The organism is Bifidobacterium sp. ESL0822 (assembly GCF_052606675.1).
In genome coordinates, this window is record NZ_CP199596.1 from 722,315 (window position 1) to 749,269 (window position 26,955).

Annotated in this window: 15 protein-coding genes; 5 read left to right on the plus strand and 10 right to left on the minus strand. The window is 64.0% G+C overall.

Translation table 11 applies throughout. The features are described 5' to 3' along the window. Positions 1–178: 178 nt before the first annotated feature. The gene (aspS, locus tag ACUIAF_RS03045; protein WP_445339149.1) at positions 179–1,981 is read right to left on the minus strand and encodes an aspartate--tRNA ligase; all 1,803 of its coding nucleotides are present in this window, start codon (positions 1,979–1,981) and stop codon (positions 179–181) included. 39 nt (positions 1,982–2,020) lie between these two features. Beyond that, the gene (gene hisS, locus ACUIAF_RS03050; protein ID WP_015021676.1) at positions 2,021–3,406 is read right to left on the minus strand and encodes a histidine--tRNA ligase; all 1,386 of its coding nucleotides are present in this window, start codon (positions 3,404–3,406) and stop codon (positions 2,021–2,023) included. A gap of 84 nt (positions 3,407–3,490) precedes the next feature. On the opposite strand from hisS, the gene ACUIAF_RS03055 reads away from it, so the two are divergent. After that, positions 3,491–5,062: a DUF349 domain-containing protein gene (locus tag ACUIAF_RS03055; RefSeq protein ID WP_445338971.1), complete on the plus strand. Its 1,572-nt coding sequence runs from the start codon at positions 3,491–3,493 to the stop codon at positions 5,060–5,062. A 177-nt stretch (positions 5,063–5,239) separates the two neighbouring features. On the opposite strand, the gene ACUIAF_RS03060 is transcribed toward ACUIAF_RS03055, so the two are convergent. The 3 genes from ACUIAF_RS03060 to ACUIAF_RS03070 form a co-directional block, all read right to left on the minus strand. Then, on the minus strand, positions 5,240–7,600 hold the full coding sequence (locus ACUIAF_RS03060; protein WP_015021674.1) for a RelA/SpoT family protein: 2,361 nt from the start codon (positions 7,598–7,600) through the stop codon (positions 5,240–5,242). An 83-nt stretch (positions 7,601–7,683) separates the two neighbouring features. Continuing rightward, the gene (gene dut, locus ACUIAF_RS03065; RefSeq protein WP_015021673.1) at positions 7,684–8,148 is read right to left on the minus strand and encodes a dUTP diphosphatase; all 465 of its coding nucleotides are present in this window, start codon (positions 8,146–8,148) and stop codon (positions 7,684–7,686) included. Continuing rightward, a complete protein-coding gene (locus ACUIAF_RS03070; RefSeq protein WP_015021672.1) occupies positions 8,148–8,441 on the minus strand; it encodes a DUF4193 domain-containing protein in 294 nt (97 codons plus the stop codon). The genes dut and ACUIAF_RS03070 overlap by 1 nt, the downstream gene beginning before the upstream one ends. Positions 8,442–8,608: 167 nt before the next feature. Here ACUIAF_RS03070 and sepH point away from each other — a divergent pair, with 167 nt between their 5' ends. Continuing rightward, on the plus strand, positions 8,609–9,688 hold the full coding sequence (gene sepH, locus ACUIAF_RS03075) for a septation protein SepH (protein ID WP_445338972.1): 1,080 nt from the start codon (positions 8,609–8,611) through the stop codon (positions 9,686–9,688). Here sepH and ACUIAF_RS03080 read toward each other — a convergent pair whose 3' ends face one another. Next, positions 9,689–10,912: an alkaline phosphatase family protein gene (locus ACUIAF_RS03080; protein ID WP_015021670.1), complete on the minus strand. Its 1,224-nt coding sequence runs from the start codon at positions 10,910–10,912 to the stop codon at positions 9,689–9,691. Between the two features lie 113 nt (positions 10,913–11,025). On the opposite strand from ACUIAF_RS03080, the gene ACUIAF_RS03085 reads away from it, so the two are divergent. Then, the gene (locus tag ACUIAF_RS03085; RefSeq protein ID WP_445339150.1) at positions 11,026–13,662 is read left to right on the plus strand and encodes a DNA gyrase/topoisomerase IV subunit A; all 2,637 of its coding nucleotides are present in this window, start codon (positions 11,026–11,028) and stop codon (positions 13,660–13,662) included. A gap of 17 nt (positions 13,663–13,679) precedes the next feature. On the opposite strand, the gene ACUIAF_RS03090 is transcribed toward ACUIAF_RS03085, so the two are convergent. The 4 genes from ACUIAF_RS03090 to ACUIAF_RS03105 form a co-directional block, all read right to left on the minus strand. Next, positions 13,680–18,626, minus strand: a complete 4,947-nt coding sequence (locus ACUIAF_RS03090) for an ATP-dependent helicase (RefSeq protein WP_445338973.1) — start codon at positions 18,624–18,626, stop codon at positions 13,680–13,682. A gap of 48 nt (positions 18,627–18,674) precedes the next feature. Next, complete coding sequence (locus tag ACUIAF_RS03095; RefSeq protein ID WP_445338974.1) at positions 18,675–21,023, minus strand: DNA gyrase/topoisomerase IV subunit B; 2,349 nt, start codon at positions 21,021–21,023, stop codon at positions 18,675–18,677. Positions 21,024–21,152: 129 nt separating this feature from the next. Then, positions 21,153–22,577 (minus strand): RNA polymerase sigma factor, encoded by a 1,425-nt coding sequence (locus ACUIAF_RS03100; RefSeq protein ID WP_445338975.1) that lies wholly within the window; start codon positions 22,575–22,577, stop codon positions 21,153–21,155. Positions 22,578–22,690: 113 nt separating this feature from the next. Next, the gene (locus tag ACUIAF_RS03105; protein WP_181415573.1) at positions 22,691–23,296 is read right to left on the minus strand and encodes a DUF4192 family protein; all 606 of its coding nucleotides are present in this window, start codon (positions 23,294–23,296) and stop codon (positions 22,691–22,693) included. A 176-nt stretch (positions 23,297–23,472) separates the two neighbouring features. On the opposite strand from ACUIAF_RS03105, the gene ACUIAF_RS03110 reads away from it, so the two are divergent. Beyond that, complete coding sequence (locus ACUIAF_RS03110; protein WP_445338976.1) at positions 23,473–24,708, plus strand: polyprenyl synthetase family protein; 1,236 nt, start codon at positions 23,473–23,475, stop codon at positions 24,706–24,708. Continuing rightward, on the plus strand, positions 24,701–26,944 hold the full coding sequence (locus ACUIAF_RS03115) for a protein kinase domain-containing protein (RefSeq protein ID WP_445338977.1): 2,244 nt from the start codon (positions 24,701–24,703) through the stop codon (positions 26,942–26,944). Before ACUIAF_RS03110 ends, ACUIAF_RS03115 begins: the two co-directional genes overlap by 8 nt. Positions 26,945–26,955 lie beyond the last annotated feature (11 nt).

Consider the following 26,955-nt stretch of genomic DNA (forward strand, 5'->3'; position numbering starts at 1 on the left):
CAGTTTACTCATTCTTTGTTGCGTAACGGCCATAGAAACGGTTCTCCTGTAAAGCAGAGGCCTTGGCCAGGCGCGACTGATTGACCTGCCAATGCTTAAACGGACAGGAACAATAAGGGCCGGGACCCCGCAGGATTCCAGCCCTCTTGGACTCTCGTCGATCAGTGACGGAATGCGCTCAGTCGGCATCCTCCTGATCCGGCTCCCAGTCCACACCGGTCTCGGCGCGTTGCTGGTCGGAGATGGGTGCAGGAGCCCCTGTCATGGGATCCTGGCCGCCGCCGGACTTGGGGAAGGCGATGACATCACGGATGGAGTCGGCTCCCGTCAGGATCTGTGCGGTCCTGTCCCAGCCGAAGGCGATGCCCGCATGGGGCGGAGCGCCGTACTTGAATGCATCCAGCAGGAAGCCGAACTTCTCCTGGGCCTCCTCGGGACCGATGCCCAGCACCTTGAAAATCCGGTCCTGAATGTCGTCGCGGTGGATACGCACCGAGCCGCCGCCCATCTCCTCGCCGTTGCAGACGATGTCGTAGGAGTCGCTCATGGCGTGCTCGGGATCCTTGTCGAAGCGGTCGATCCAATCGGCCGAGGGCATGGTGAAGGGGTGGTGCATGGAGGTCCACTTGGAATGGCCCACGGCCACATCGTCGTCGTCCGGGTCGTCAGTGGGCTTGAAGAGCGGGAAGTCCACCACCCAGGTCAGGGCGAATTCGTCGGGCTTAAGCAGCCCCTGGCGACGGGCGATCTCCACACGGGCCGCACCCAGCAGGGTCTGCGAGGCCTCACGGGGACCGGCGGCGAAGAAGACGGCATCTCCATCCGAGGCTCCCACAGCCTCCTTGAGACCCTGACGCTCGGCATCGGACAGGTTCTTGGCCACGGGGCCCTTGAGGGTGCCGTCGCCGGTGAACTGGACGTATGCCAGACCCTTGGCACCCCGCTGGCGGGCCCACTCCTGCCAGGCATCGAATTGCCTGCGGGGCAGGTTGGCCGCACCCTGGTAGACCACGGCGCCTACATAAGGGGCCTGGAAGACCCGGAAAGGCGTGTCCTTGAAGTAGTCGGTCAGCTCGACGATGGGGTTGCCGAAGCGCAGGTCAGGCTTGTCGGAGCCATACTTGTCCATGGCCTCCTGCCAGCTGATCCTGGGGATGGGCAGGCTGACCTCGAATCCCGCAGCCTTCCAGACCTCGGCGATGACCTGCTCGGCCATGGCCATGACGTCCTCCTGGGAGGCAAAGCTCATCTCGATGTCCAGCTGCGTGAACTCGGGCTGCCTGTCGGCACGGAAGTCCTCGTCGCGGTAGCAACGGGCAATCTGGTAGTAACGCTCGAAGCCACCCACCATCAGCAGCTGCTTGAGCAGCTGGGGGGACTGCGGCAGGGCATACCAGGACCCGGGCACCAGACGTGCCGGCACCAGGAAGTCTCGGGCACCCTCAGGGGTGGACTTGATCAGGGTCGGCGTCTCGATCTCACAGAAGTCCATCTTGTCCAGGGCGGCACGGGCGGCACGGTTCATGGCGGCCCTCAGACGGATGTTGCGCTGCATGGATGGCCGACGCAGGTCCAGATAACGGTAGCGCAGCCTCACATCCTCGCCGGGCAGCTTGTTCTCGGCCTCGTTCTCCAGGGCTGTGGACACCTGGAAGGGCAGGGCGGCCGACTTGGCCAGAACCTCGATCCTGTCGGCCACGATCTCGATGTGCCCGGTGGACAGGTGCTCGTTGTCATTGCCCTCGGGGCGTTCGCGAACCTTGCCGGTGACCTGGATCACGTACTCGCTGCGCAGGGGGCGGGCCTCTTCCTCGTCATAGATGACAATCTGCACCAGACCGGAACGGTCACGCAGATCGATGAAGGCCACGCCTCCGTGATCACGGCGGCGATCCACCCACCCGGCCACCGTCACCTGGCGACCGACCATATCTTCAGTGACATCCGTGGCGTAGCTCGTTCTGTAAGCCGACTGGCCCATGCTTTCCTGTACCTCCATAATGCTCGGCCTGCCCCTGCGTCAGGCCTGGTATTCCACACTCTGCCGGGCATACAGGCTATCCGGCGTCCACGACACCAGGTCAGCCGGAATCTGTTCGCCGGTAATGATGTTCTTGACCTGGTCGCCCTCCTGCTGGCCCTCCTTGGCTGGGAACCAGACATAGGGGATGCCCAGGTGGTCGGCATAGCGGATCTGCTTGCCGATCTTGGCCGCGGTGGGAGCCACATCAGCGGCAATCCCCCGGGCACGCAGGTCCTGGGCGATGTGGTTGCTGAGTGTGCGATCCTCCTCGTCCCAGACAGCGACCATGACCGCCGCCGGGGAGACCCGGGAGGCCTGGACCCCATGGGCCAGCAGGTAGGAGAGCAGACGTGAGAGCCCGATGGACAACCCCACACCGGGATAGGTACGGTTGCCCTGGCTGGCCAGGTTGTCATAGCGGCCGCCGGAGCAGATGGATCCCAGGGACTGCGCCCCCTCCAGGAAGGTCTCGTAGACCGAGCCTGTGTAGTAGTCCAAACCACGGGCAATTTTCAGATCGGCGATGACCGAGCCCGGCCGGATGCGGGCGGCCTCGTCGATGATCATGGCCAGCGTCCCCAGTCCTTCAATGGCCAGAGCGTATGAAGGAGACTGCTTGTCGATGCCAACCTTGTCGACAAGGGCATCGAACCGCTGACGCAGCTGCTTGCCATCGTCGGCGGTCAGCTCGGCCAGATCCAGGCAGGCTCTGGCCTGGTCTTCATCGGCGCCGCATTCACTGACCAGCAGGCTGGCCACCTCGTCAGGGCCGATCTTGTCCAGCTTGTCGATCTCGCGCAGGACGCCCTCGACGTCCTCCAAGCCCAGACCCCGGTAGAATCCCTCGGAAAGCTTGCGGTTGTTGGCATGCACCGTGGGCTTGGGAAGTCCAAAGGCCCGCAGCTCCTCCAGGGCGCTCAGCATGACCAGGGGCACCTCGACCTCATAGTGGTCGGGCAGTTCCCCATTGCCGATCACATCAATATCGGCCTGGACGAACTCCCTGAACCGTCCCTCCTGGGGGCGCTCCCCCCGCCAGACCTTCTGAATCTGCCAGCGCTTGAAGGGGAAGGTCAAGTCGTTGCTGTGCTCCACCACGTAACGGCTGAGCGGCACAGTCAGGTCAAAATGCAGGCCCAACCGGCGTTCTACCGGCACATCCTTTTCCTGACCCAGATCCTGAAGGCGGGAGAGCAGGTAGATCTCCTTGCTGGTCTCCCCCTTCTTGAGCAGGCTGGATCCCTCTTCCACGGCCCTGGTCTCAATGCCGATGTAGCCGTTTAACTCAAAGACCTTGCGGAGCGTGTCGAGGATTCGCTGCTCCACCACTCTTTGCGAAGGAAGCCATTCAGGGAAACCGGATAGAGATGTGCCTTTTGCCATAAGAACCTATACTATAGGAGGTCAAGGAAAATGGTATTGCCATATTTTGCGATCTCTCCAACACACAAGCCTAAGGAGCTGGCCATGGCCGACAACACCGCCATCACACCCGAGAATACCCCGACACCGCAGGAGGAGCACACCGCGGACGCGGAGGGCCAGGTCGCTGCTGCGACGACGCCCGAAGCCGGGCAGGAACAGGCTGCCCCCGGACAGACCGCTTCCACTGAGGACGCACCGACACAGAGCGCACAGGTACCGGCTGAACCCCAGCCTGCAACCGCCGAAGCGCCTGCTCCAGCGCCAGCACCTGCCGCGCCTAAGCCGGCAAAGCCCAAGGCAATCCCCTCGCCAGCAGCTCTGGCCCACAAGGCCCCTCACGTCAAGGCCGCCCCGGCCGCTCCCACCTACAGCCAGGAAGAGATTGAGAAGGCAGAAGCCTTCGGCCGGGTGGACGAGCAAGGCAACGTCTTCGTTCGCGAGGGCGACCAGGAACGCCAGGTGGGCCAGTTCCCCAACGCTGATGCCAAGGAGGCCCTGAACCTCTATGCCCGCCGATACCTGGACCTCAAGGAGAAGCTGAACCTCTTCGCCTCCAGGCTGCGCAGCCCCAAGATCAAGGCCCACGAGATCGACGAGTCCATTACCTCGCTCAAGGAGGAGACCGACAAGCCCGAGGCGGTCGGTGACCTCGCCGCCCTGCGTACGCAGCTGGATCAGCTGGCTGAACAGGGGAAGGCCCGCAAGGATGAGCTGGCGCAGGCCCGCAAGGACGCCATGGCCAAGGCCATCAAGGAGCGGACCGCCATTGTAGAGAAGGCCGAAGAGCTGGCCGCATCCCTGGGCGACTCCACCAACTGGCGTTCCACGGCGGACAAGTTCCGTTCCCTCTTCGAGCAGTGGCAGCAGCACCAGCGCACCACCATCCGTATCGACAAGGCCGACGCGGACGCACTCTGGAAGCGCTTCTCATCCGCCCGTACCACCTTCAACCAGGCCCGCCGCAAGTGGGCGCAGCAACGTGATGCCCAGCGGTCCGAGACCAAGCGGATCAAGGAGGAGATCATCGCCGAGGCCGACCAGATCAAGGACTCGACCGACTGGGGACCCACCTCCCACCAGTTCAATGAGCTCATGGACCGCTGGAAGCAGGCCGGACGGGCAGGACGCCAGGATGATGACGCCCTCTGGGCTCGGTTCCGTCAGGCCGCGGATGTCTTCTTCAACGCCCGTCAGGCCGACCGTGACAAGACTTCGGTCAACGAGCGGGAGAACCTGACCAAGAAAGAGGCCTTGGTGGCCAAGGCCGAAGCCCTGCTGCCCGTCAAGGACACCAAGGCCGCCAAGCAGGCCCGGCAGGAACTGGCCAAGATCCAAGAGGAATGGGACGCCATCGGCTTCGTCCCCCGTGACGACGTGCGTCGGATCGAGGGCAGGATGGATGCCGTAGACCGGCAGATCAAGGCCGTGGAGGATGCCGCCTGGAATCAGTCCGACCCCGAGGCCGATGCCCGCGTCTCCAGCTTCGAGCAGCAGCTGGCCACTCAACTTGAGGATTTGGACCGGCGGATTGCCGCCGAGCAGGATCCGGCCAAGAGACAGGAGCTTGAAGCCGAGAAAGCCACCAAGGAGCAATGGATGAACGCCGTCCGCTAATCACCCATTTCCGGTGGTAGGACCCCCGGCTTGGTCATTGACCGCCGGGGGTTCTTCTGTAATCACCGTTGATAACCGTCTATCAGATTCCGGCACAGCAGATTTTCAAGGCCGGGAGCAAGTGATTGGTTCGAAAGAACGGTATGAAGGACGCCGTCACAAGAGCGCAGAGGAAGGTCAGATGGCCCGCATATGGGGACTGGTCGAGCCTTTGGCTCCGGTGAGCCGGTAGGCATCGAAGACCCCATCGATTTTCCTGACGGCCGACAGGAGTGTGTTCAGATGCTGGGGGTCGCCCATCTCGAAGACAAACTGGCTGACGGCCACCCGATCACGGCCTGTGGACTGGCTGCCCGACAGAATGTTGACCCCATGGTCGGACAGCACCTGGGTGATGTCCGAGAGCAGGTGTGGCCTGTCCAGGGCCTCCACCTGGATCTGGACCATAAAAGTGCCCTGTTTGCCCGTCCAGGCGACCTCGATGATCCGTTCGGGCTGCTTTTTGCGCAACTCCAGCAAATTCTGACAGTCGGACCGGTGAACCGAGACCCCCTGGTTGCGGGTGATGAACCCGGTGATAGGGTCTCCCGGCACTGGGGTGCAGCAACGGGCCAGTTTGACCCAGACATCGTCCACGCCCTTGACCGAGATGCCCTGGGAAGTCTCCGGCCGACTGGACTTGGTAACCCGCTGCAGGGGGATGGCCTCCTGCTCCACCTCGTCCTCAAGGGCTGACCGGCCAGCGTCATGGACCAGACGCGAAATCACGTTCTGGGTGGAGACCTGTCCATCGCCAATGGCGGCATAGACCGCATTCTCATTGGGATAATTGAGCTCGTCAGCAGCTCCCACCATGGCTTCGGGGGTCAGCAGGGTGGCCACGGGAAGGTTCCGCTTGCGCATGGCGCGGATCAGCTCGTCCTTGCCCTCCTCGATGGTTTCCGAACGGCGCTCCTTGCTGAACCACTGACGGATCTTGCTGCGGGCACGGGGGCTCTTGGCGAAACTGAGCCAGTCGCGCGAAGGCCCATCGGTGTCCGACTTGCTGGTCAGAATCTCCACCGTGTCCCCGTTGCGCAGCTTGGTGTCCAGAGGAACCAGACGGCCGTTGACACGCGCGCCCATGGTTCTGTGGCCCACCTCGGTGTGGACGGCATAAGCGAAGTCCACGGGTGTGGAGTCGGCCGGCAGGGAGATGATCTTGCCCTTGGGGGTGAACACATAGACCTCGGCCGCGCCCAGGTCATCCTTGAGGGAGCCCAGGAACTCGTTGGAGTCCGGAGTCTCGCTGGTCCAGTCGGCCAGCTGCTGGATCCAGGTCAGGTTGTCCTCCTGGCTCAGCTCCTTATCCTGGCGCTCACGCTTGACATCGGACTTGTCCGGCTGGGAAAGCTCGCGGCCGGCGGAACCGTTCTCCTTGTACTTCCAGTGGGCGGCGATGCCGAACTCGGCACGTCGGTGCATCTGCCAGGTACGGATCTGAATCTCGACCGGCTTGCCACCCGGACCCACCACAGTGGTGTGCAGGGACTGGTAGCGGTTGGTCTTGGGCATGGCGATATAGTCCTTGAACCGCCCAGGCACCGGGCTCCACCGGGCATGGACGGCGCCCAGGGCCGCATAGCAGTCACGGATGGTGTCCACGATGATGCGCACCCCGACCAGGTCATAGATGTTGGCGAAATCGTGCCCGCGCACGATCATCTTCTGGTAGATGCTGAAATAGTCCTTGGGCCGCCCGGTCACCTGGGCCTTGATGCCCTGGGCATCCAAATCTTCATGGATCTCGTCCAGGATCTGCTGCAGGTAGACCTCACGCTGGCCGGCCCTTCGGGAGACCAGGACCACGATCTCGTTGTAGATCTTGGGATAGAGGGTCTTGAAGCTGAGCTCCTCCAGCTCGGTCTTGATGGCGTTCATGCCCAGTCGGTTGGCGAGGGGCGCATAGACGTCCAGGGTCTCGCGGGCCTTGCGCTGGGCTGATGAAGCCTTGACGTAGCGCCAGGTGCGGGCGTTGTGGACCCGGTCGGCCAGCTTGACCACCAGGACGCGAACATCCCGGCTCATGGCCACAATCATCTTGCGGATGGTCTCGGCCTGGGCCGAATCGCCGTAGTCCATCTTCGATATTTTGGTGACCCCGTCCACCAGCCCGGCCACCGTGTCGCCGAACTCGTCCCGGCACTGATCCAGGGTGTAGTCGGTGTCCTCCACAGTGTCATGCAGAAGACCGGCCGAGACCACCGTGGGCCCCATACCCAGGTCGGCCAGAATCTGGGCTACAGCCAGTGGATGGATGATGTATGGTTCGCCGGACTTTCGCCTCTGGTCGGCATGCTGGACCACGGCCCGATCGTAGGCACGCTGAAGCATGGACAGGTCCTCATCGGGATGATGGGCGGAGCAAATCTCCCAGATGGGCATCAGGGGGTTGAGCGGATCGTCGCTGACCTCACAGCCCAGGGCTCTGGAGGACAAGCCAGAAGGGGCCTGATCGCCGACATCATTGCTACAGACGCTGCCCTCCTGAGTGACCATTCAAGCCTCCAATGTCCCGATATAATGCACCAATCCTACACTTCCGCATAGCCCATTCGGGTCGCTCGTGTCCGCAGGGTGCATCAGCGGCCGGTCGAGCCGAATCCGCCATCCGAACGCACCGAGCCGGGCAGGCGTTCAGCGGGCACGAAACGGGCCTGCACGTAGCGCTGGATGACCAGCTGGGCGATGCGCTCCCCAGGCTCGAAGTGAACCGAGTCATGCGGGTCAAGGTTGATCAGCGGCACCTTGATCTCGCCCCTGTACCCGGCATCGATGGTCCCGGGCGCGTTGAGCACGGTCACACCCATTTTGACCGCCAGTCCTGAACGGGGATGGACCAGGCCGACGTAGCCGTTGGGCAGGGCCAGGGCGACGCCGGTAGGCACCAAGGCCCGCTGGAAGGGGGCCAGATCCACGGCCACCCTGGCTCGCAGATCGGCCCCCGCGTCACCGGGCATGGCGTATTTCGGCATGTCTGCCCCGTCCAAGGACTGGAACAGAACCTCGACCGTTTCAGGCTCGTTGTAGGACTCGTCATAGGCCATCAGGCGGCGCACTCCTTGCAGACTGGCTTGCCGTCGGATGTGGTGTAGGCCAGCTGGCTCCGATGCTTGACCAGGAAGCAGCTGGAGCAGATGAATTCATCGCCCTGCATGGGGATGACGGTCACCGAGGAGTCTTCATTGCTCAGGTCAGCGCCCGGAAGCTCATAGTCCTCGGCAATGGCGTTCTCGTCGTCATCCAGGTCAGCCCCGGAATCCTGCCCGCTCTTGCCAAGCTCCTGCAGGGATTCCTCGTCGTCATCCTTGTCTCGCGGGGTATCGTAATCCTGTGCCATCGTGTACCCTTTCCTTGTTCGGCCAGTCACCTCGTATACCGGTCATTCCACACGATATGTACTGCGCATAGGATACACGATTTCAAAAGCACGTAAAATACCAACCGTAGGGCACAATGGAAATACCTGAGGCCGTGTAAAGGAACCGTAAGAGGATAGGGGCGTGCATGTCTGAGAATGGGACCAGGATGGCCAGCTTTGACCATGTCGACGACAGAGGCGATCTGGTCTTCGTCTGTGACCACCGGCACTTCGCCGTACGGGTCGACGATGCGCTTGATCGCGCCATTCTTGAGGCCAAGCAGGTCAAGGAAGAAGAGGACGTGGATCCTCAGACAGGCAAGTCCAAGCCCCTGCCTGTCTCTGCCATCCAGGCGGCTGTGCGTGCCGGCGCCCGCCCCGAACAGGTGGCTCAGCAATACGCTGTCAACGAAGCCTTGGTACGGCGTTTCGCGGCCCCGGTGGAGACCGAGAAGAAGTACGCCATCGAGCAGTTCCTGACCATGCCGGCGCCCAAGGGATCAGGCGGGCGAAACTACCAGGAACTGATAGGCAAGGTGCTGGCCCGTGCGGGGGTCAGCCTGGCACAGGTTTCCTGGCAGGCCACCAGACGAGGGTACGAACCCTGGAACATCAACGGCGTGTTCACGCTGGACAAGCGGATTTTCAACGCCCGCTGGGCCTGGAACATGCATGACAACACCGTTACCTGTCTGAACGGGGCTGCCAGGATGCTGCTGGATGATTCCGAAGACGGCCATGGACAGGAGCGACCCGCCTTGGATCAGGGCCCTGCCGAAGAGATCGACGACCAGACCGACAAGCGGCCTCCAAGCCAGGAGGACGCCTTTGCTCAAATCGAAGAAGACGACACCGGATCGGTGGGCCAGGAGAACGGAGAGCGTCAGGCGGCGCTCACGGCCTGGCTCTATGGCAAGCCCAAGGAAGGACAGGACCAGACAGTTGACCGGGAGCCCAACCACCCCCATGCCGAGCTGACCGAGGACCCCGATACGGCCGAGCATCCTCCCATCAGGGACAATGAATCCACAATGGTCCTGCCGGTGCAGAGCCATGGACAGGGCCAGGCTGGCCATGAGCAGCCCGAGCAGCAGGATCAAGGCGATGATGCCAGTAAGGATGAGCAGGAGGACGAGACCAAGGATGGTCGCAGCAGCAGGCGGGCCAAAAAACACTCCGGGCGGTCGGCCGTACCCAGCTGGGATGAGATCCTCTTCGGCAAGTAGTCAGACCAGATCGATCAGGCAGGGAATCTGTGTCTCAAGACGGGTCCAAGAACCATGGACGCCAGGTAGCCTGGTCGCCGCATCAGTCTGGTCAGCCGAATTCACCAGGGTGACCCGGTCACCGGCCAGAACAATAATGTCGCCGATCATGGGACGAATACGGGCATCGACAGGACCGAAGATTCCCCGTTCAATGGCCTGGTCCCGGGTCAGCACCCAGGCCCGCTCCCCCAGATGCTCCTGCCAGCGTGCAGCCACGACCTGGGGATCCACCCCCGGATCCAAATAGAGCATGACAGCCCTGGGTTCGCCGCCCACCAATCTCACATCTCGGTTCAACTCCGGGTCCTGGGCTATGTCGATGCGCTGGTCCGGATCGGCTTCGACCATGCCGTGATCGGCTACGATCACCGTCAGTGTCCCGGCGGGCAGTCGGCGGTGGAGCTCAGCCAGCTGGGCATCGGTCGCTTCAAGAGCGGCCACCCATTCTTCGCCCTCCCAGCCGCTGTGATGGCCCACCTTGTCCACATCGCGGATGTAGAGATAGGTCAGTCCCGGCTGGCGGGCAGCCTGACAGGCGGCCAGGAGACGCTGACGGGAGTGGTTGTGAGCCAGGTACTCCCCACCACGTAGAGCCGCACGTGTCAGGGCGGAGTCACGAAAACGCGGCAGGCCCGAGGATGTAACACGAACCCCCTGCGCCTGGAGGGTCTCGAAGACCGTGGGACGGCGCTGCAGGCGCTCGGGATCCTGAGCCCCCCTGAACTGGATCATCTGGCTCAGCTGGCCGGTGTCGGGGTTCAGCTGGGTGTAGCCGGTCATGCCGGTCAGCCCAGGACAGGTTCCGGTGCCGAAGACCCCCATGGCGGCCACGGTCGTCGAAGGCAGGCTGGTGCAGAGGGGACGCTGGTTGATGGGTTCGGACAGCAGCGAGCGCAGGTAGGGCACATGGCCCTGGCGGCTGACCAGGTTCCAGAATCCCAAACCGTCCACCAGGACGACGACCACCGACCGAGCATCCGGCAGTCCCAGTGCCTCCTGGAGGGTCTTGGCAGAGGGGTGGACGTCGGTGGCCACGGGTGCTCCCAGGCAGGCGCTCAGGGCTGGCAGAACGGCGGACAGATGCCTGGCCCCGCCAACTTGCTTGTCCCCCGCCTGGTCCCCGTATCGGATAGGCGGACTCGGCTGCAGCAGTTCCTTCATGTCAGGTGTATCCAGACCCATGCTTTCCATTCAACCACGGTCAGACCCCAGGCCGACACCGGGGCCGAACAGGCACGCTTTGGCGGACCGTCCGGTTATCATAAGGCGGAACGTGAAGGAGCAGGAGCTTGAGCATGGCAACTCATCGCAGGAGCAAGGCGGCGGGGTACGACCCCCGGCAGGTCAAGGAGCACATCGTCGAAACCCCTCTGAACGAGGAGATGAGCAAGTCCTTCCTGGAATACGCCTACTCCGTCATCTACGCCAGGGCCCTGCCCGACGCCCGTGACGGACTCAAGCCGGTCCAGCGGCGAATCATCTACCAGATGGGGCAGATGAACCTCAACCCCGACCGCCCCTACATGAAGTCCGCCAGGGCCGTGGGCGAGGTCATGGGCAAGCTGCACCCCCATGGTGACTCATCCATCTATGAGGCCATGGTCCGTCTGGCCCAGCCCTTCGCCATGCGTCTGCCTCTGGTCGACGGCCACGGCAACTTCGGGTCCCTGGACGACGGTCCTGCCGCCTCCCGTTACACCGAGGCCAGGCTGGCCCCGGCGGCCCTGGGCATGAACGCCGACATCGACCAGGACACGGTGGACTTCTCCCCCAACTACGACAACAAGCTCAAGGAGCCCCAGGTCCTGCCCTCGGCCATCCCCAACCTGCTGGTCAACGGGGCCTCGGGCATCGCCGTCGGCATGGCCACCAACATGATCACCCACAACCTGGGCGAGGTGGTGGCCGCCGCCAAGTATCTGATGGCCCACCCGGACGCAGGGCTGGACGAACTCATGCGCTACCTGCCCGGCCCGGATCTGCCCGGCGGCGGGATCATCGTGGGACGGGACGGCATCCGCAAGGCCTACGAACATGGCAGGGGAGCCTTCGTGACCAGGTCCGTCACCCATCTGGAGAACGTAACCGCCCGCAAGAAGGCCATCGTGGTCACCGAACTGCCCTTCATGGTGGGCCCCGAGCGGGTTCTGGAGCGCATCTCCGAGGGTGTGCGCAACCACAAGCTGGAGGGCATTTCCAGCGCCATCGACCTGACCGACCGGCACAACGGGACCCGCCTGGTCATCGAGATCAAGACGGGATTCGACCCGGCAAAGGTTCTGGGCAAGCTTTTCAAGTACACGCCCCTGGAGGACTCCTTCACCATCAACAACGTGGCCCTGGTCCACGGACGGCCCAGAACCATGGGGCTCAAGGAGCTGCTGGAGGTCTGGGTGGAGCACCGGCGCACGGTCATCCATCGGCGCAGCGAGTTCCGACGCAGGAAGGCCCTGGAGCGTTTGCACCTGGTCGAGGGGCTCCTGCTGGCCCTGGTCGACATCGACGAGGTCATCCAGGTCATCCGCGGCTCGGACGATGCTGATGCGGCCAAGACCAGGCTGATGGCGGTCTTCGACCTGGATCAGACCCAGGCCCAGTACATTCTTGACCTGCGTCTGCGGCGGTTGACCAAGATGAGCAGAATCGAGCTGGAGGGCGAGCGAGACGACCTCAACAAGCAACTGGAGGAGCTGGAGCGGATTCTGGGCTCCTCGGCCGAGCTGGACCGGGTGGTCATCCAGGAGATGGACCAGGCGGTGGCCCAGTGGGGCACACCCAGGCGCACGGTCATCCTGGACCAGGAGCCCTCCGGAGACCTGGCCCCCGTGCAGTCAGCAGCAGCCGGCGATCAGCAGACCCCTCAGCAGACCTCCGGCAAGGCCGGTGCTGGTTCACAGGCCACGCTGCTGGCCAGCGGAGGAACCAGCCGCGGCAGTGATGGCGGCGACATGCACATGGAGGACAAGCCCTGTACGGTCATGATGAGCGCCACCGGCCTGCTGGCACGCAGCACTCCGGGCGCCCTGGACGCCTGGCGGTCTCGGCCGCGCAACCAGGACCGGGGGCATGACGACCAGATCATCGCCATATTCGCCACCACCACCCTGGCCACCTACGGCCTGGTCACCACAGCTGGACGGCTGATCACCGCTCCCGTGGCCGACCTGCCGCTGATCCCGGCCACCGCCAACCCCAATTTGAGCGGAGGCATCGTGGCCGACGAGCTCCTGGGCGGGACCGCCAGCACCGAACCCCAGGCCGACGAGCATGCCATCACCGTCATCGACATGGCCGACTCCCGGCCCCTGGCCCTGGGAACACGCCTGGGCACGGTCAAGCGCTGGAACCGCGAGTCGCCGACCACCATGGACTCCTGGACGGTCATCGACCTGAAGGACGACGACCAGGTGGTCTTCGCAGCCCCCTGCCAGGACGGGGACCGCATGGTGATCATCTCCTCTGATGCCAGCCTGCTGACTTTCACGGGAGACAAGGTCCGACCCCAGGGACGCAATGCAGCCGGCATGGCGGGCATCCGTCTGGCCCAGGGCTGCCAGGTCGCCACCTTTACAGTCGTGCCGGCCGGAGAGATCGGCTGGACCTATCAGGAGACCGGCGAGAACGGCATGAGCACCCAGGCCGGAGCGGTGGTCCTGACCGTGGCCGGCGACTCCGAGGCCCTGCCCGGCACCGAGAACGGGTCGGCCAAGCTGACTCCGCTGGAGATGTATCCGGTCAAGGGCCGCGGGACTCGCGGCGTGCGCTCCCAGCGCTTCCTCAAGGGTCAGGACACCCTGCTGCTGGCCCGAGTTGGCACCTGGCCACTGCACGCCAGCACCGCCGCCGGCTCGCCGGTCGAGCTGCCCGACGTGGACATGCGCCGGGACGCATCCGGCCAGGAGCTGGCAGCTCCCATCGCCTTCGTGGCTTGAGGGCACCCAGTGAAGACTCAGTAGAGGGCCATGCCGCCTGGCCCGGCCGTGAACCCGGCTGCGGCCATGGCCATGCCCACCGGTTCACGCATGGTCAGGGGGCGGCCATTGGCATCGCTGAAGAGGATGCGTCCCTGCCCCTCCCGCCTCAGCCATGAGGCCAGCTGGACGAAGGCGGCCTCCAGCAATCCACGCTCGGGCTTACCGAAAACCAGCACATGATGCCCCTTGGGCGCCGCATGGACCAGGGCACGGCCTCGATTCTGCACCACAAGGTTTCCCGCCCGCCGGGTGGGTCGACCACCGGCATCCCCGGATATGGAGGGCCAGGCAAGGGCCGTGCCATAGAGGTTGGCAGGATCGGTCACATCCATGACCACCGGCTCGGGAGGCCGCCGCTCCAATCCGCCATCACCATTGTGCTCATCCTCTTGGAAGCCTCTGAGCTGGTCAATCACCTCCCGGGGGGCGAACTGGGCGCCGCCAAAACCATCCACGATGACTCCACGTGTCAGTTGGCCGGCCTCCTCCATGCGTCTGCAAACCTGATAGAGCGCCGAGAATCCACCAGGGAGGGACCGTACCTCAGGCAGGACCGGAGCCAGGAGCCCATAGCGATCCAGGATGGCTTGCCCCTCGTGAACAAGGCGGACGGTACGCTGCCGGTCACCATCCCGGCTGCCTCTCGATTTGTCGCTTGGATTGGCCACGCCGGTGCCCGCTGCACTTTCTGCTACTCCGCGCTCATCCGCAACCAGGGTCCAGAATCCCTCCTCCGCCGCTGACAGCGCCAAGGAGCCAGCCGTCCGTCTTAAGGCTGCGCGACCCACGGTCCTGCTGCGTCCACGAAGACCATGAGGCAAACGGCGGGCCCTCCCCGATGGCAGCGGACCCGATCCTCGGACCAGTCGCCGGACCGGAGCCAGGGAGGTGTTGGTGACCAATCCACGCCTGACCAGATCCCAGAGCGACCGGGCCAAAGCCTCCTGATCGGAAGCTTCAGAATCAAAGGATTCAGAATCAGGGGACTCAATGTCATTCCCGCCCCGGCTGGCACAGGCGCGCAGAAGGCGATCGAACCGGTAGGCTCCCCCGTCGTCCAAGACACCCAGCAGGGTCTCTTCCAGATTGCCTGGGTTGCCCGACTTGCCGGCCTCATCCGTTACTGGTTGAGAACCGGCAGCTTGTGCCGGAAACTCCTCATCCAGGTCCTCGGCCAGATAAAAGGTCATGGCTCCCAGAGGCCCCTCGCCCTGGTCGGACCCCACCCAGACCACCTGGCCCGAGGCCAGCAGATCGTCCATCAATGCGGGACCGTAATCACGCACCCTGGCCGGGAAGATGGCCGACTCCCAGAGCACAGGCGGCAAGGCCAGCCCTTCCAGCTGCCCCACCACCTCCAGAAGCCCCTCGGTGCCCATCAGGGGCTCCTGTCCGAGGGGTGCCAGACCCTGCCGATGAAGAAGAAAATCGCTGTAGACATGGCCGGGGACGGGACTGGCGGCCTTGCTGGCCTTGGCCAGGGACCTCGAGCGCAACCGACGGAAGACCTCGGGATCCAGCCACCCTCGGCGGGGTTCGCCTCCCTCCCATCCAGGCTCGCCATAGGCACTCAGGTCAGGCCGAGGGAAGACCCCGGTCATAAGCAGCTCGCGTGCGGTCAGGGAACGCAATCTGTCCTCCAAGGGAGGACTTCCCAGGCCCAGGTGACCAGACAGGTCCTGGGTGGTGAATGGCCCATGGACCGCAGCGTATTGCCTGACCAGCTGGTCGAAGGCATCGCTGTCTGATTCCGATTCCTTTATTGACTGGGGTGATGTCCGGATGCCTGGGCCCAGGACCGCCGTCAGCCGCCCTGCCTGACCGGTCCATGCCCAGCAGTCGCGTGTACCCAGCCTGACCTGGACCACCCTGGACTGGGCCTGCAGCTCCTCCAGCATGGCCCGGACCTGTGCCTCCGTCACCGGTTCGTCCTCCTGGCCGTGCATACGCCGACGAATCTCGGCCAGATCCATGGGGCCCAGGGTGCGCAAGAGGTCGGCCAGCCCTTCGGCCCCCTTGACCTGGGTCCTGGGGGAAAGCCGCTGCAGATCAGCGGTCACCTGGTCGACGGTCCCCTGGTCCAGGAGGTCAGCCATGTCCACCTGCCCGACCATCTGCTCCAGCAGGTCGGAGTCGATGGCCAGCATGGCGGAATCGCGCTCGGCCTTGGGCATGTCGTACTGGTACATGAAGGTCCCCAGGTAGCCGAAGAGCAGCCCTGAGGCCATGGGTGAGGGGGTCCGTGTGGAAGCCGGGACCAGACGGACGCTCCCCTGCTCCAGGTCGGCCATCAGCTCGCGCAGGGCAGGCATGTCGTAGACGTCCTGCAGGCACTCGCGCATGGTCTCCAGAACCAGGGGGAAGTCATCCTCCTTCAAAGCCGCGTCCAACAGCCGAGAGGCCCGCAGACGCTGCTGCCAGAGCGGTACCCTGCGACCGGGCTCCATCCTGGGCATGTAGAGCGAGCGGGCTGCGCACTGGCGGAAACGGGACTGGAAGAGCGCTGAGCCCACCAGATGCCGTCGGACCTCGCGCTCTATCTGATCGGGGGTAAATCCGAATATTCGCTGATCTTCCAGGAAGGCATCGGTACCCGGAATCTGAACGACAATGCCGTCCTCCCCAGCCCAGACGGATCCGTCGTATCCGCGCTCGCGGGAGAGCCGGGCGGCGACGGCCAGGGCCCAGGGCTCGTTGACCCTGCGGCCGTATGGCGAGTGAAGGATCAGCCTCAGGTCGCCCTCCTCGTTGGGGCAGCGCTCGACTACCAGATGCATGTCGTCCGGCACCTGGCCGGTGGAGACCTGCTGTTCAGCCAGAAAGGCGGCCATATTGTTGATGGCAGGACGGTCCAGACCGTCCTTCAAGAGACGAGAGTAGACGGCTTGGGTGAAGCCAGGCCTACCGGAGGCAGTCTGGACCGCCGGTATCAGGCCCTGGGACAATTCCCTGGCGAGCCTGCCCAGGCGACGGCCGAAGGCGGGGTCGCGACCGGTGCCCTCCCCGTGCCAGAAGGGCAGTCTTGCGGAGCGTCCCGGGGCGGGTACCACCACCACACGGTCACGGGTGATCTGCTGGATCCTCCAGGAGGTGGTGCCCAGGGTGATCACGTCCCCTTTGCGGGACTCGTAGACCATCTCCTCGTCCAGCTCCCCCACTCGCCGGGGCTTGCCGTCGGCGGCCTCTGAGGGCATGACCACGCTGTAGGAGCCACGGTCGGGAATGGTGCCTCCTGATGTGACCGCCAGGCGTTGCGCACCAGGGCGGGCTGTCAATGTGCCGGTCTGGTGATCCCAGACCAGGATGGGGCGGAAGGCGGTGAAGTCCTGGGAGGTGTAGGCGCCGCTGAGCATACCCAGCACCGCCCGGTAGACCTGCTGGCCCAGGTGGGCGAAAGGCGCGGCCCGTCTGACCGTGGCCAGCCAGTCCTCCTCCTTGAGCGGTCCCATGGCAGCTGCGGCCACCGTCTGCTGAGCCAGAACATCCAGGGGGCTACTGGGCATGATGGTGGGCTCGATGTCGCCCTGGACCATGCTTTCCATGCTGGCCGTGCACTCCAGGATTTGCTCACGGGTCAGGGGGAAAAGCCTGGCCTGCGATACCCGACCTACCTGGTGGTCGGCCCGGCCCACGCGCTGCAGCCCCGAGGCGGTCGACAGCGGGGCATTGACCTGGATGACCAGATCGACCGAGCCCATATCGATGCCCAGCTCCAGGCTGGAGGTGGCTACCACACAGCGCAGTCGGCCGGCCTTGAGGTCGTCCTCAACCTGGCGTCGGCGTTCCTTGGATACCGAACCATGATGGGCCATGGCAATGGGTTGGTCGACAACCTGGCCGGAAGTCCTCCCGGAGGTGGACCCGGTGGCCGAATCATAGTGGGCTGGCTCCCCGACCTGCCCAGCCCTGGCCGTGGGCTCCTCTGTTTCAGGGGATAAATCTGATTGGTCCTGCCCACTGCTGCCTCGGCTACGGTGTTTGGACTCTTGCAGATCGGACTGGTGCAGGTCGTTCAGCCGGGCGGTCAGGCGCTCGGCAAGGCCGCGGGAGTTGACGAAGACCAGGGTGGTGTGGTGGGACAGGACCTGATCCAGAATGGCCCGCTCGACGGCAGGCCAGATGGATCCGCTTCTTTGGTCGCCATTCTGCCCATCCTGGCCCGATTCCCCGGGCGGTGCAGCCAGATCGCCCATGTCCTCCAGGGGCTCGATCAGCCGCAGGTCCATGGCTGTGGACGACTTGGGCTGAATCAGGCTGACGTGACGGCTGCCGCCCAGAAAGCGTGCCACCTGTTCGGGCGGCCGGACCGTAGCCGACAGGCCGATCCGCTGCACGGGCCGTCCGACCAGGTCGTCCAGCCGCTCCAGGCTCAGCGCCAGATGAGCCCCGCGCTTGTTGCCCGCCAGAACATGGATTTCGTCCACAATAACGGTCTGGACGTTCCTCAGCGTGCTGGCCGTCTTTGAGGTCAGCATCAGATAAAGGGATTCTGGAGTGGTGACCAGAATATCCGGAGGATGGGCGGCCAGAGCCCTACGGCCGCGGGCGTCGGTGTCTCCGGTGCGGATGCCCGTCCGGACCTTGGGCGCTTTTCGTCCCTGTCGGGCAAAACGTTCGGCGATGCCCTCCAGTGGACCCTGCAGGTTGCGGGCCACGTCCGTCCCCAGGGCCTTCATGGGTGAAATATAGAGCACGGCGACCCCTGGTTTCCGAGAGCGCCGGGGCCTGGTCATGAGCTCGTCAATGGCCCAAAGAAAGGCGGCCAGGGTCTTGCCTGACCCGGTGGGCGATATGATCAGTGCATCGCCGCCTGAGCGGATGGCCGGCCAGGCCTGCACCTGGGTCGGCGTGGGCCCCTCGGGAAAGGCCCGGCGGAACCAGTCGGCAGTCTGCGGGGAGAAATTATCCAAGGGACCGTCCATATGCGTCACACTCCTCTCCCCGCCTCCCTGCGCCCTGCTGAAGGTCGATCAGGTGTCGATCTTGCTCCGGTCGAAGTCGTCGGCATTGTCCACGATGAACTGCTTGCGGGGCGGTACGTCGTCGCCCATGAGCAGGGGGAAGATGCCGGCCGCCTGCGCCGCATCCTCCATGCGGATGCGGCGCAGCATGCGGGTCCGGGGATCCATGGTGGTGTCGGCCAGCTGGTCGGCGTCCATCTCGCCCAGACCCTTGTAGCGCTGCACATCGGGATTGTAGTCGATGTGCTTGGCCTGCAGGTCGGCCAGCTTGCCCTCCAGCTCATCGTCCGAATAGGTGTAGATGAACTTTCCCTTGTTCCTGCCTGCAAGCGCGATTCGATGCAGGGGGGGCACGGCGGCGTAGACTCGCCCGTTCTCAATCAGTGGACGCATGTAGCGGTAGAAGAGGGTCAGCAGCAGGATGCGGATGTGGGCACCGTCCACGTCAGCATCGGTCATCATGATGACCTTGTTGTAGCGGGCCTGGTCGATGTCGAAGCTGGCTCCCGAACCCGCGCCGACCACCTGGATTATGGAGGCGCACTCCTTGTTGGTCAGCATCTGGGACAGGGAGGCCTTCTGGACGTTGAGGATCTTGCCACGGATGGGCAGCAGGGCCTGGAACATGGAGTTTCGGGCGGCCTTGGCCGTACCCAGGGCGGAGTCGCCCTCGACGATGAACAGCTCGGCGATGTCGTCGTTGCCGGGCATGGAATCCGAGAGCTTGGAGGGCATGGAGGCTGACTCCAGGGCGTTCTTGCGCCTGGTGACCTCCTTGGTCTTGCGTGCCTGGACGCGGGCGTGCATCTCGCCGACGATCTTCTCCAGCACCTGGCCGGACTGCTCCTTGAAGCCGCGCTTGGAGCCGCTGATCATCTGGCCGAACTGGTCGTCGGTCATCCGGGTGACGATGGGCTTGACCTGGGCCGTACCCAGCACGTCCTTGGTCTGGCCCTGGAACTGCGGCTCGGCGATGCGTACGGTGACCACGGCCACCAGCCCGGCCAGGACGTCGTCGCGCTCCACCTTGGTGTGGGAGTCCTTGAGGTTGACCTTGAGACGGCGGGCGTTGGCCTCCACGGCCTTACGCACCTGGCGGGTCATGGCGTTCATGAACCCGTCCACGTGCATGCCTCCGCCGGGCGTCTCGACCACATTGACGAAGCTACGGACGACTGAATCATAGTCATTGACCCAGCGCAGGGCAATATCCACCCCGCAGACACGTTCCACCTGCTCGGCGTGCAGCTCGCCGTCGGTGCCTACCCGCTGAGTCTCCTCCTGGTAGGTGCCCTGGCCGCTGATCCGCCAGACGTCACTGACCGGCTCGCCCTTGGACAGGAAGTCCACAAAGTCCGTCACACCGCCGGTGTGCAGGAACTCCTCCACGCGCTGATGGTCGGACTCGTCCTCCGGCCTCAACATGGCCCGGTCAGCCTGTTCGGTGGCCGAAAGATCGGTATCATCCGCCTGTGCGTCCTCGGCACTTTCGTCTTCATCGCCCTCTTCAGTGAGGCCGCCGCTGTCAGACGATTCAAGAGGGTTCTCCTGAACACCCTGGTTGTTCGACTCCCCAGCGGGTTCGCCGTCAACCTCCAGGCGCAGGTCCTGCTCGGCGCTGCCTGTGGCGGGGATGCGCTCGTCGATCACGGTAATCTTGAGGCCAGGCACCAGGAAGCTGGTCTGGCGCACTCGGTCAATCAGCTGGTCGTAGCTGAACCGGGCCGTGGGGTTGAAGATTTCTGGGTCGGCCCAGTAGCGCACCCTGGTACCGGTCCGGGACTTAGGCACGCTGCCCACCACCTCCAGGGGCGTAGGCCGATTCTTCCTGGTGCGTTTGAATGGCGAGTCAGGCGAGGGATGCTCCGGGTCAGGGTCCTGGTAGGTACCGGGATGGCCTTGATGGAACCGCATCCTATGTGTCTTGCCGTCCCTGTCCACCTCGACATCCAACCGGGAGCTCAGGGCGTTGACCACCGAAGAGCCTACCCCGTGCAGGCCGCCCACGGCCGTATAAGAAGAGTTGCCGAACTTGGCACCCGCGTGGAGCTTGGTCAGAACCACCTCCACGCCGGTCAGCCCTGTCCGAGGCTCAATATCGACTGGGATGCCTCGGCCGTTGTCGTCCACTTCGATGGAGCCGTCCTTGTGCAGGATGACCTTGATGTGGTCGCATTGGCCGGCCAGGGCCTCGTCCACGGCGTTGTCGATGATCTCCCAAAGGCAGTGCATGAGCCCCTGGCTGTCCGTAGTCCCGATATACATGCCTGGACGCTTGCGTACAGCGTCCAGGCCCTCCAGAACCGTCAGACTTCCGGCACCGTAGGACTTTGCCGTATCAGCCTTTTTCGCCACCATTTACCTCGCCGTTCACCTCATGGCGCCCAGGGGACACAGGTCCTCACATGGGCAGTCGCTTACGCACCGTTGACCATTTCTAGCAAGGAGGCCTCGACAGTATCAGTACCCCCTTGCCGGGCGCAGCGGTCACTGATCCAGGAAGTCCCGCAGGGTCTGCGAGCGCGAAGGATGGCGCAGCTTGGACATTGTCTTGGACTCAATCTGGCGGATGCGTTCACGGGTGACCCCGTAGACGCGGCCAATATCATCCAGGGTCTTGGGCTGCCCATCCTCCAGGCCGTAGCGCATCTTGATGACGCCGGCCTCGCGGGGACTCAGGGTCTCAAGAACCTGCTGGAACTGCTCTTGCAGCAGGGAGAAGGCCACGGCATCCGAGGGGGCGATGGCATCGGTGTCCTCAATCAGATCGCCGAACTCAGAGTCGCCGTCCTCGCCCAGGGGGGTATGCAGGGAGATAGGCTCGCGTCCGTACTTCTGGACCTCCTGGACCTTCTCGACAGGCATATCCAGCTCCCGAGCCAGCTCGTCGGGAGTGGGCTCGCGGCCCAGATCCTGCAACATCTGCCGCTGGACGCGGGAGAGCTTGTTGATGACCTCGACCATGTGGACGGGCACACGGATGGTGCGGGCCTGGTCGGCCATGGCGCGGGTGATGGCCTGACGAATCCACCAAGTGGCATAGGTGGAGAACTTGTAGCCCTTGGTGTAGTCGAACTTCTCCACCGCGCGGATCAGACCCAGATTGCCTTCCTGGATCAGATCCAGGAAGAGCATGCCCCTGCCGGTGTAGCGCTTGGCCAGAGAGACCACCAGTCGCAGGTTGGCCTCCAACAGATGGTCCTTGGCCTTCTTCCCGTCGTTGGCGGCCCACTTGAGCTCGCGGCGACGCTTGAAGTCCATGCCTTCACCCTCGGTGTCCAGCAGATGCTGGGCATAGAGGCCGGCCTCGATACGCTCGGAAAGGTCCACCTCCTGCTCGGCATTCAGCAGGCTGACGCGGCCGATTTGCTTGAGGTAGTCCTTGACGGGATCGGCAGTGGCTCCGGCGGTGACCACACGACGCTTGGGATTGCCCGAGGGGGCGACGTTTTCGTCATCATCGGAATCGTCGACGACAAAGGCACCCTTGACCTTGGCGGCGAGGGCATGGGCGGCCTTGCGATCCTCCTCGGCCTCATCCTCGACCCGGGAGACCTCGTCCTCCTCCTGATCGTCCTCATCGGGTTCGTCCTCCAGCTGATCCTCGCTCTTGTCCAGCTGGTCGTCGTCCTCCTGGTCCTCAAGCAGGTCCTCGTCAGGCTCCTGCTCCTCCTGCTGCAGAATGGGCTCCTCTTCGACCTTCTTCGTGGTCTTGGAGGCCGGGCGCCGGTTCGTCTTGGCCGTCGAAGTGCTGGCAGTGGCGGTCTTGCGGGACGAGGTCTTGTGGGACGCCTTGCTGCTGCTGGTCTTGGACCTGGTGGCGGTCTTGGTCTTGCCGGCGGTTGAACTGGTCCGGCCCTTTCCGGTATCCACTGCGGCTGTCTTGGCTGACTTGGTGTCCTTCGTGGCCAAATTCTCCTCCTGGATCATCCCACCCGCCGACACTGCTTCTAAGGCACAGCTATGGCAAGGTCAAATCGTAGACTCACTAAGTGAACCACCCCAGGGGGACGATTATTCCCGATTCAGCTCGATTGCCTCCAAGCCGGGTCGATGCTGCGGCCGATCAAGGCCAGGACGATGGCGGCCAGGCTGCAGGAACGGTCGTCGGCCAGGGCTTGCTCGGCGAACCCGGATGCCTGGGATCCCCCACTCCACCAGTCAACATAGGACGCAACCGCCAGGGGCTGGGACCGGAACCCCGGCGGCGCCTTACCCGCCATGGCCTCGAGCATGACAAGCCCAGCCCGGCAACGGGGATGGTCCGGCCGCATCGTGGAATCCTTGAATACTGAATCCAGAATGCTGCAGAGCGCCGTCACATTGGCCGGATCGTTGGGGCGCACGCACAGGTCCAGCAGCCGGTCATCGTCCAGACCTGGCTCAGGTGCCAGGATGGACAGGATAAGCCCGTCGCGTATGGCCAGGGTCTCCGTGATGGCCACGGCCAGACGGTCAGTAGAGTCGGGGTTCAAATGCGGCTCTGCCTGTTGTCCCTTCAAACATGCAGTCCACTCGGTCAAGGGCTGCCGGAGCCATCGCCTGTCAGCATCTTCCACACCCCATCGTCGTCGGCCCTCCCGGTAGTTCTCCATCAGTTCTGTCATGCCATGTTCATGTGAATCGTTCATGTCGTCATCGCCTCCCATCCGCTCCCCGGTCTGTTGGCCGGGAAGCCTTGGCATCATCCTGAACCAGTGGGAACCGTTAAGAAGGCCATATCCGATCATGTGGTCAAGTGGGGTCATCCATCCACCAAGGTCCTGGAACCTGCCTGCTGGGCAGATATGCGGATAGGCTCTAAGGCATGAAGAGCGTGACAGCAGCACGGGTCGAACAGCGCATGGAGGAACTGCTCCAGCAGCATTGCGACCACCTGACTGCTCCAGAGCCTGGACTGGACCATCCCCTGGATCAGGACCCCTCCCAGGAGGCCTTGCAGGCGGTCATCCTCCAGGCAATCGAGGCTGGCCGAGGCGGCAAGCGACTGCGCGCCCTGCTGCTCTGCGATGTCTGGGGGGCTCTGGATTGCGGGCAGAATCCGAACCGTGAACAGGCGGTAGTGGACCTTGCCTGCGCCTTGGAGGTCTACCAGACCAGCGCCCTGGTCCACGACGACATCATCGACGGCTCTCCTCGTCGTCGGGGCCGCCCTGCCGCCCATCTGGCCCTGAGCCGGCCAGTTGTCAGAAACGATCCGAACAGCCAAGACCCCGCCGGGCCCAATGCCCGCGGCACCGGCCTGGGCATCCTCCTTGGCGACCTGCTGGCATCGCTGAGCACAGAAATAGCCCTCCAAGCGGCTACCGACCTGCCTCAGGGGCCGGCCGTTTGCAGGGCTTTTCAAGCCATGCAGACGGCTGTGGTCACCGGCCAGGTCCTGGACATGGGAATGGAGGAGGCCCGCCTGGACAATCCGGAACAACTGCGCCGTCAGGCTCTGCACACCATGGCGTGGAAGACCGCCTCATACACCACGCTGGCCCCTCTGGCTCTGGGCCTGCTAGCGGCCGGAGCAGACCTGGAAGAGCATAAAGGGTCGGTTCGCGCCCTGGGCCTGGACCTGGGGCTGGCCTTCCAACTGGCGGACGATCTGCTGGATGTGACAGGCGACGACCACCACACCGGCAAGCCCGTGGGCGGAGATATTCGCGAGGGCAAGCGGACCGTCCTCCTGGCTGACACCCTGGCCATGGCCGACCCTGATCAGGCCCAGGAGGTTCGCCGACTCTACGATTCCCCCTCCCAACGCCGCAAGGATGCCCAGGTGAATATGGTCCGTGACCTGATGCAGTCCTGTGGCGCCGTAAATGCCAGTCGTCGACGTATGGCCGACCTTTCCACCCGAGCACAGACCCAAGCCCAGGCCCTGGCCGATGATCTGAATCTGTCGACAGAGGGTCGAATCATCTTTTTGAAGGCCTGCCGACGCTTCCTGCCGCTTGCCACCACCGCCGGGTATCATGAACGTGTATCTTCCATTGATGCCGAGGCCGGTCAGGCCTCCGAGGTGCAGAGGGCCGGACAAGACGAGCATGAGTGAAGCGGACGAGAGGACCAGCGACCGGATCATAGACGGGCGCTACCGCATTCTGCGCGAGATCGCGCAAGGTGGCATGGCCACGGTCTACGAGGCTCTGGACCTGCGACTGTCCAGACATGTGGCAGTCAAGATCATGCACACCATGCTGGCCCAGGGACCTCACAGGGCCCAGTTCGAGGAGCGCTTCCGCCGGGAGGCCAGGTCTGCGGCTGCCATCGCCAACCCCCACATCGTCCAGGTCTACGACACCGGTGTCGACCAGGGGCTGGACTACCTGGTCATGGAGTATGTCCACGGAATAAGCCTGCGGACGGACATGGCTCGGCAGGGTGTCTATCCCCTGAAGGAGACCCTGCGCATCGTGGGCGAAATCCTCGACGGTCTGGCCTCCGCCCACCGAGCCGGCGTCATCCACCGCGACATCAAGCCGGAAAACATCCTCATCAACGACCGCGGCCACGTGGAAATCACCGACTTCGGCCTGGCCCGCGCCGCCGCCCAGTCCACCCTGTCCTCGACGGGCATGCTCATGGGCACAGCCGCCTACCTGGCCCCCGAGACCATCGAGAACAATGAGGCATCCCCCCAGAGCGACCTATACGCCGTGGGCATCATCGCCTACGAGATGCTGGCCGGCACGGTCCCCTTCGCCAGCGATAATCCGGTGACCATCGTCTTCAAGCACGTCCACGAGGACGTTCCCTCCCTGGCCAGGGTCTGCCCGGGTATCGACCCATCTGTGGCCGCACTGGTCTCCGGGCTGACCGACCGCTCCCCCGAAAATCGCCCGGACGACGCGGGCAAGGCCCTGGAGAGCCTGAGGAAGGTGGTCAGGGGGCTGGATCGGCAGGCCATGGACTACGTGCTGCCTGCAGGGACCGCAGCAGCAGCCACAGCCAGCGGTCAGCCCGAGTCTGCCATTGCCGGAACCCCTGGGCACGACCCTGAGATTCCGGAATCGCCAACCCAGGGAGCTACGCCACCCAGCGACGATACCGAGGATGCAGCCACGGAGACCATTGCTGCTGCAACCGACCAAGAGATTTCGGACACCGTCCCGGCTGTGCCGGCCCCGCCCCAGAACGATACAGAGGCAGCGACCAGACGCTATCAACTCAATGACGTGGACACCCCCTCCCAGGCCGAAACCACGACCGTCCTGCAGCCTCAGGACCTGGCAGCCTCCCCCGCCGATGCGACGGCCGTCCCGGCTTCCTTCCAGACCTTGCAGCAAGGTGCCGAGACAGCCAAACCCAAGCACCGGCATCGGGGCCTGATCATTGTGCTGGTGGTTCTGCTGGTGCTGGCCCTGGCCGGAGGCGGCGGTGGCGCCTGGTGGTACTACCTGGGTCCGGGCAGCTATGTAGCCCTGCCCAAGCCGGATGACATCTCCTGCTCCGAGAATCAGGGGTGCAGGGTCATCGGAGCCGACTACGCCAAGTACGCCCGCACGCTCAAGGTCGCAGGCATCGGTGTCTACACCGAATACGACTTCAGCGACCAAGTGCCCAAAGGGGCCATCATGGCCGCGGATCCCGATACCGTCGGAGCCCATATCAGCAAGCGGGGCGGCAACCTCAAACTGACCGTCTCCAAGGGGATTCGCCAGGCAACAGTGCCCAAGGACATCCTCCTGCCGGACACCTCCAACGGCAAGAACCCCCTGCAAGCCTTGAAGGCGGCTGGGTTCGACAAGATCGACCATGACACCTCCAAGGACCAGTACTCCATGGACATACCCGAGGGGGCGGCGATTTCAGTGGATCCGGCCCCGGGGACCAAGACCCGACACGATACCAAGGTCAGCCTGGTCCTGTCCAAGGGCCGGATGCCGGTGGCCATGCCGGACATCATCGGCAAGGCAAGGAACGATGCCAAGGCGGCTCTGGAAGCCCTCCGGCTCAAGGTCAACTACAGCGAGGACTGGTCAGACACGGTCCCCCGCAACCAGGTGATCTCCGCCTCCCACCAGGCCCAGGAACAGCTGCACTGGGGCGATGCGGTCAACGTGGTGATCTCCAAGGGACCACAATTCATCAGTATGCCCGACGTGAAAGGCAAGAGCCAGGACGAGGCCACCCAGATCCTGCAGGGATACGGGCTCAAGGTCAACATCTCCGCCCCGCTGGGCAACCTGACCCACACCGTGCGAATCCAGGACCCCGGCCCCGGCACCCAGGTCAAGGTGGTCAACGATGACGGCTCACCGGCAGTCGTGACCCTGACTGTGGTCTGACTGTCCTATCT

What these genes read in the sequence shown, in the direction of transcription:
- aspS (WP_445339149.1), bottom strand. Translation starts at nt 1,981, where the DNA reads ATGGGCCAGTCGGCTTACAGAACGAGCTACGCCACGGATGTCACTGAA.
- hisS (WP_015021676.1), bottom strand. Translation starts at nt 3,406, where the DNA reads ATGGCAAAAGGCACATCTCTATCCGGTTTCCCTGAATGGCTTCCTTCG.
- ACUIAF_RS03055 (WP_445338971.1), top strand. Translation starts at nt 3,491, where the DNA reads ATGGCCGACAACACCGCCATCACACCCGAGAATACCCCGACACCGCAG.
- ACUIAF_RS03060 (WP_015021674.1), bottom strand. Translation starts at nt 7,600, where the DNA reads ATGGTCACTCAGGAGGGCAGCGTCTGTAGCAATGATGTCGGCGATCAG.
- dut (WP_015021673.1), bottom strand. Translation starts at nt 8,148, where the DNA reads ATGGCCTATGACGAGTCCTACAACGAGCCTGAAACGGTCGAGGTTCTG.
- ACUIAF_RS03070 (WP_015021672.1), bottom strand. Translation starts at nt 8,441, where the DNA reads ATGGCACAGGATTACGATACCCCGCGAGACAAGGATGACGACGAGGAA.
- sepH (WP_445338972.1), top strand. Translation starts at nt 8,609, where the DNA reads ATGTCTGAGAATGGGACCAGGATGGCCAGCTTTGACCATGTCGACGAC.
- ACUIAF_RS03080 (WP_015021670.1), bottom strand. Translation starts at nt 10,912, where the DNA reads ATGGGTCTGGATACACCTGACATGAAGGAACTGCTGCAGCCGAGTCCG.
- ACUIAF_RS03085 (WP_445339150.1), top strand. Translation starts at nt 11,026, where the DNA reads ATGGCAACTCATCGCAGGAGCAAGGCGGCGGGGTACGACCCCCGGCAG.
- ACUIAF_RS03090 (WP_445338973.1), bottom strand. Translation starts at nt 18,626, where the DNA reads ATGGACGGTCCCTTGGATAATTTCTCCCCGCAGACTGCCGACTGGTTC.
- ACUIAF_RS03095 (WP_445338974.1), bottom strand. Translation starts at nt 21,023, where the DNA reads ATGGTGGCGAAAAAGGCTGATACGGCAAAGTCCTACGGTGCCGGAAGT.
- ACUIAF_RS03105 (WP_181415573.1), bottom strand. Translation starts at nt 23,296, where the DNA reads ATGAACGATTCACATGAACATGGCATGACAGAACTGATGGAGAACTAC.
- ACUIAF_RS03110 (WP_445338976.1), top strand. Translation starts at nt 23,473, where the DNA reads ATGAAGAGCGTGACAGCAGCACGGGTCGAACAGCGCATGGAGGAACTG.
- ACUIAF_RS03115 (WP_445338977.1), top strand. Translation starts at nt 24,701, where the DNA reads ATGAGTGAAGCGGACGAGAGGACCAGCGACCGGATCATAGACGGGCGC.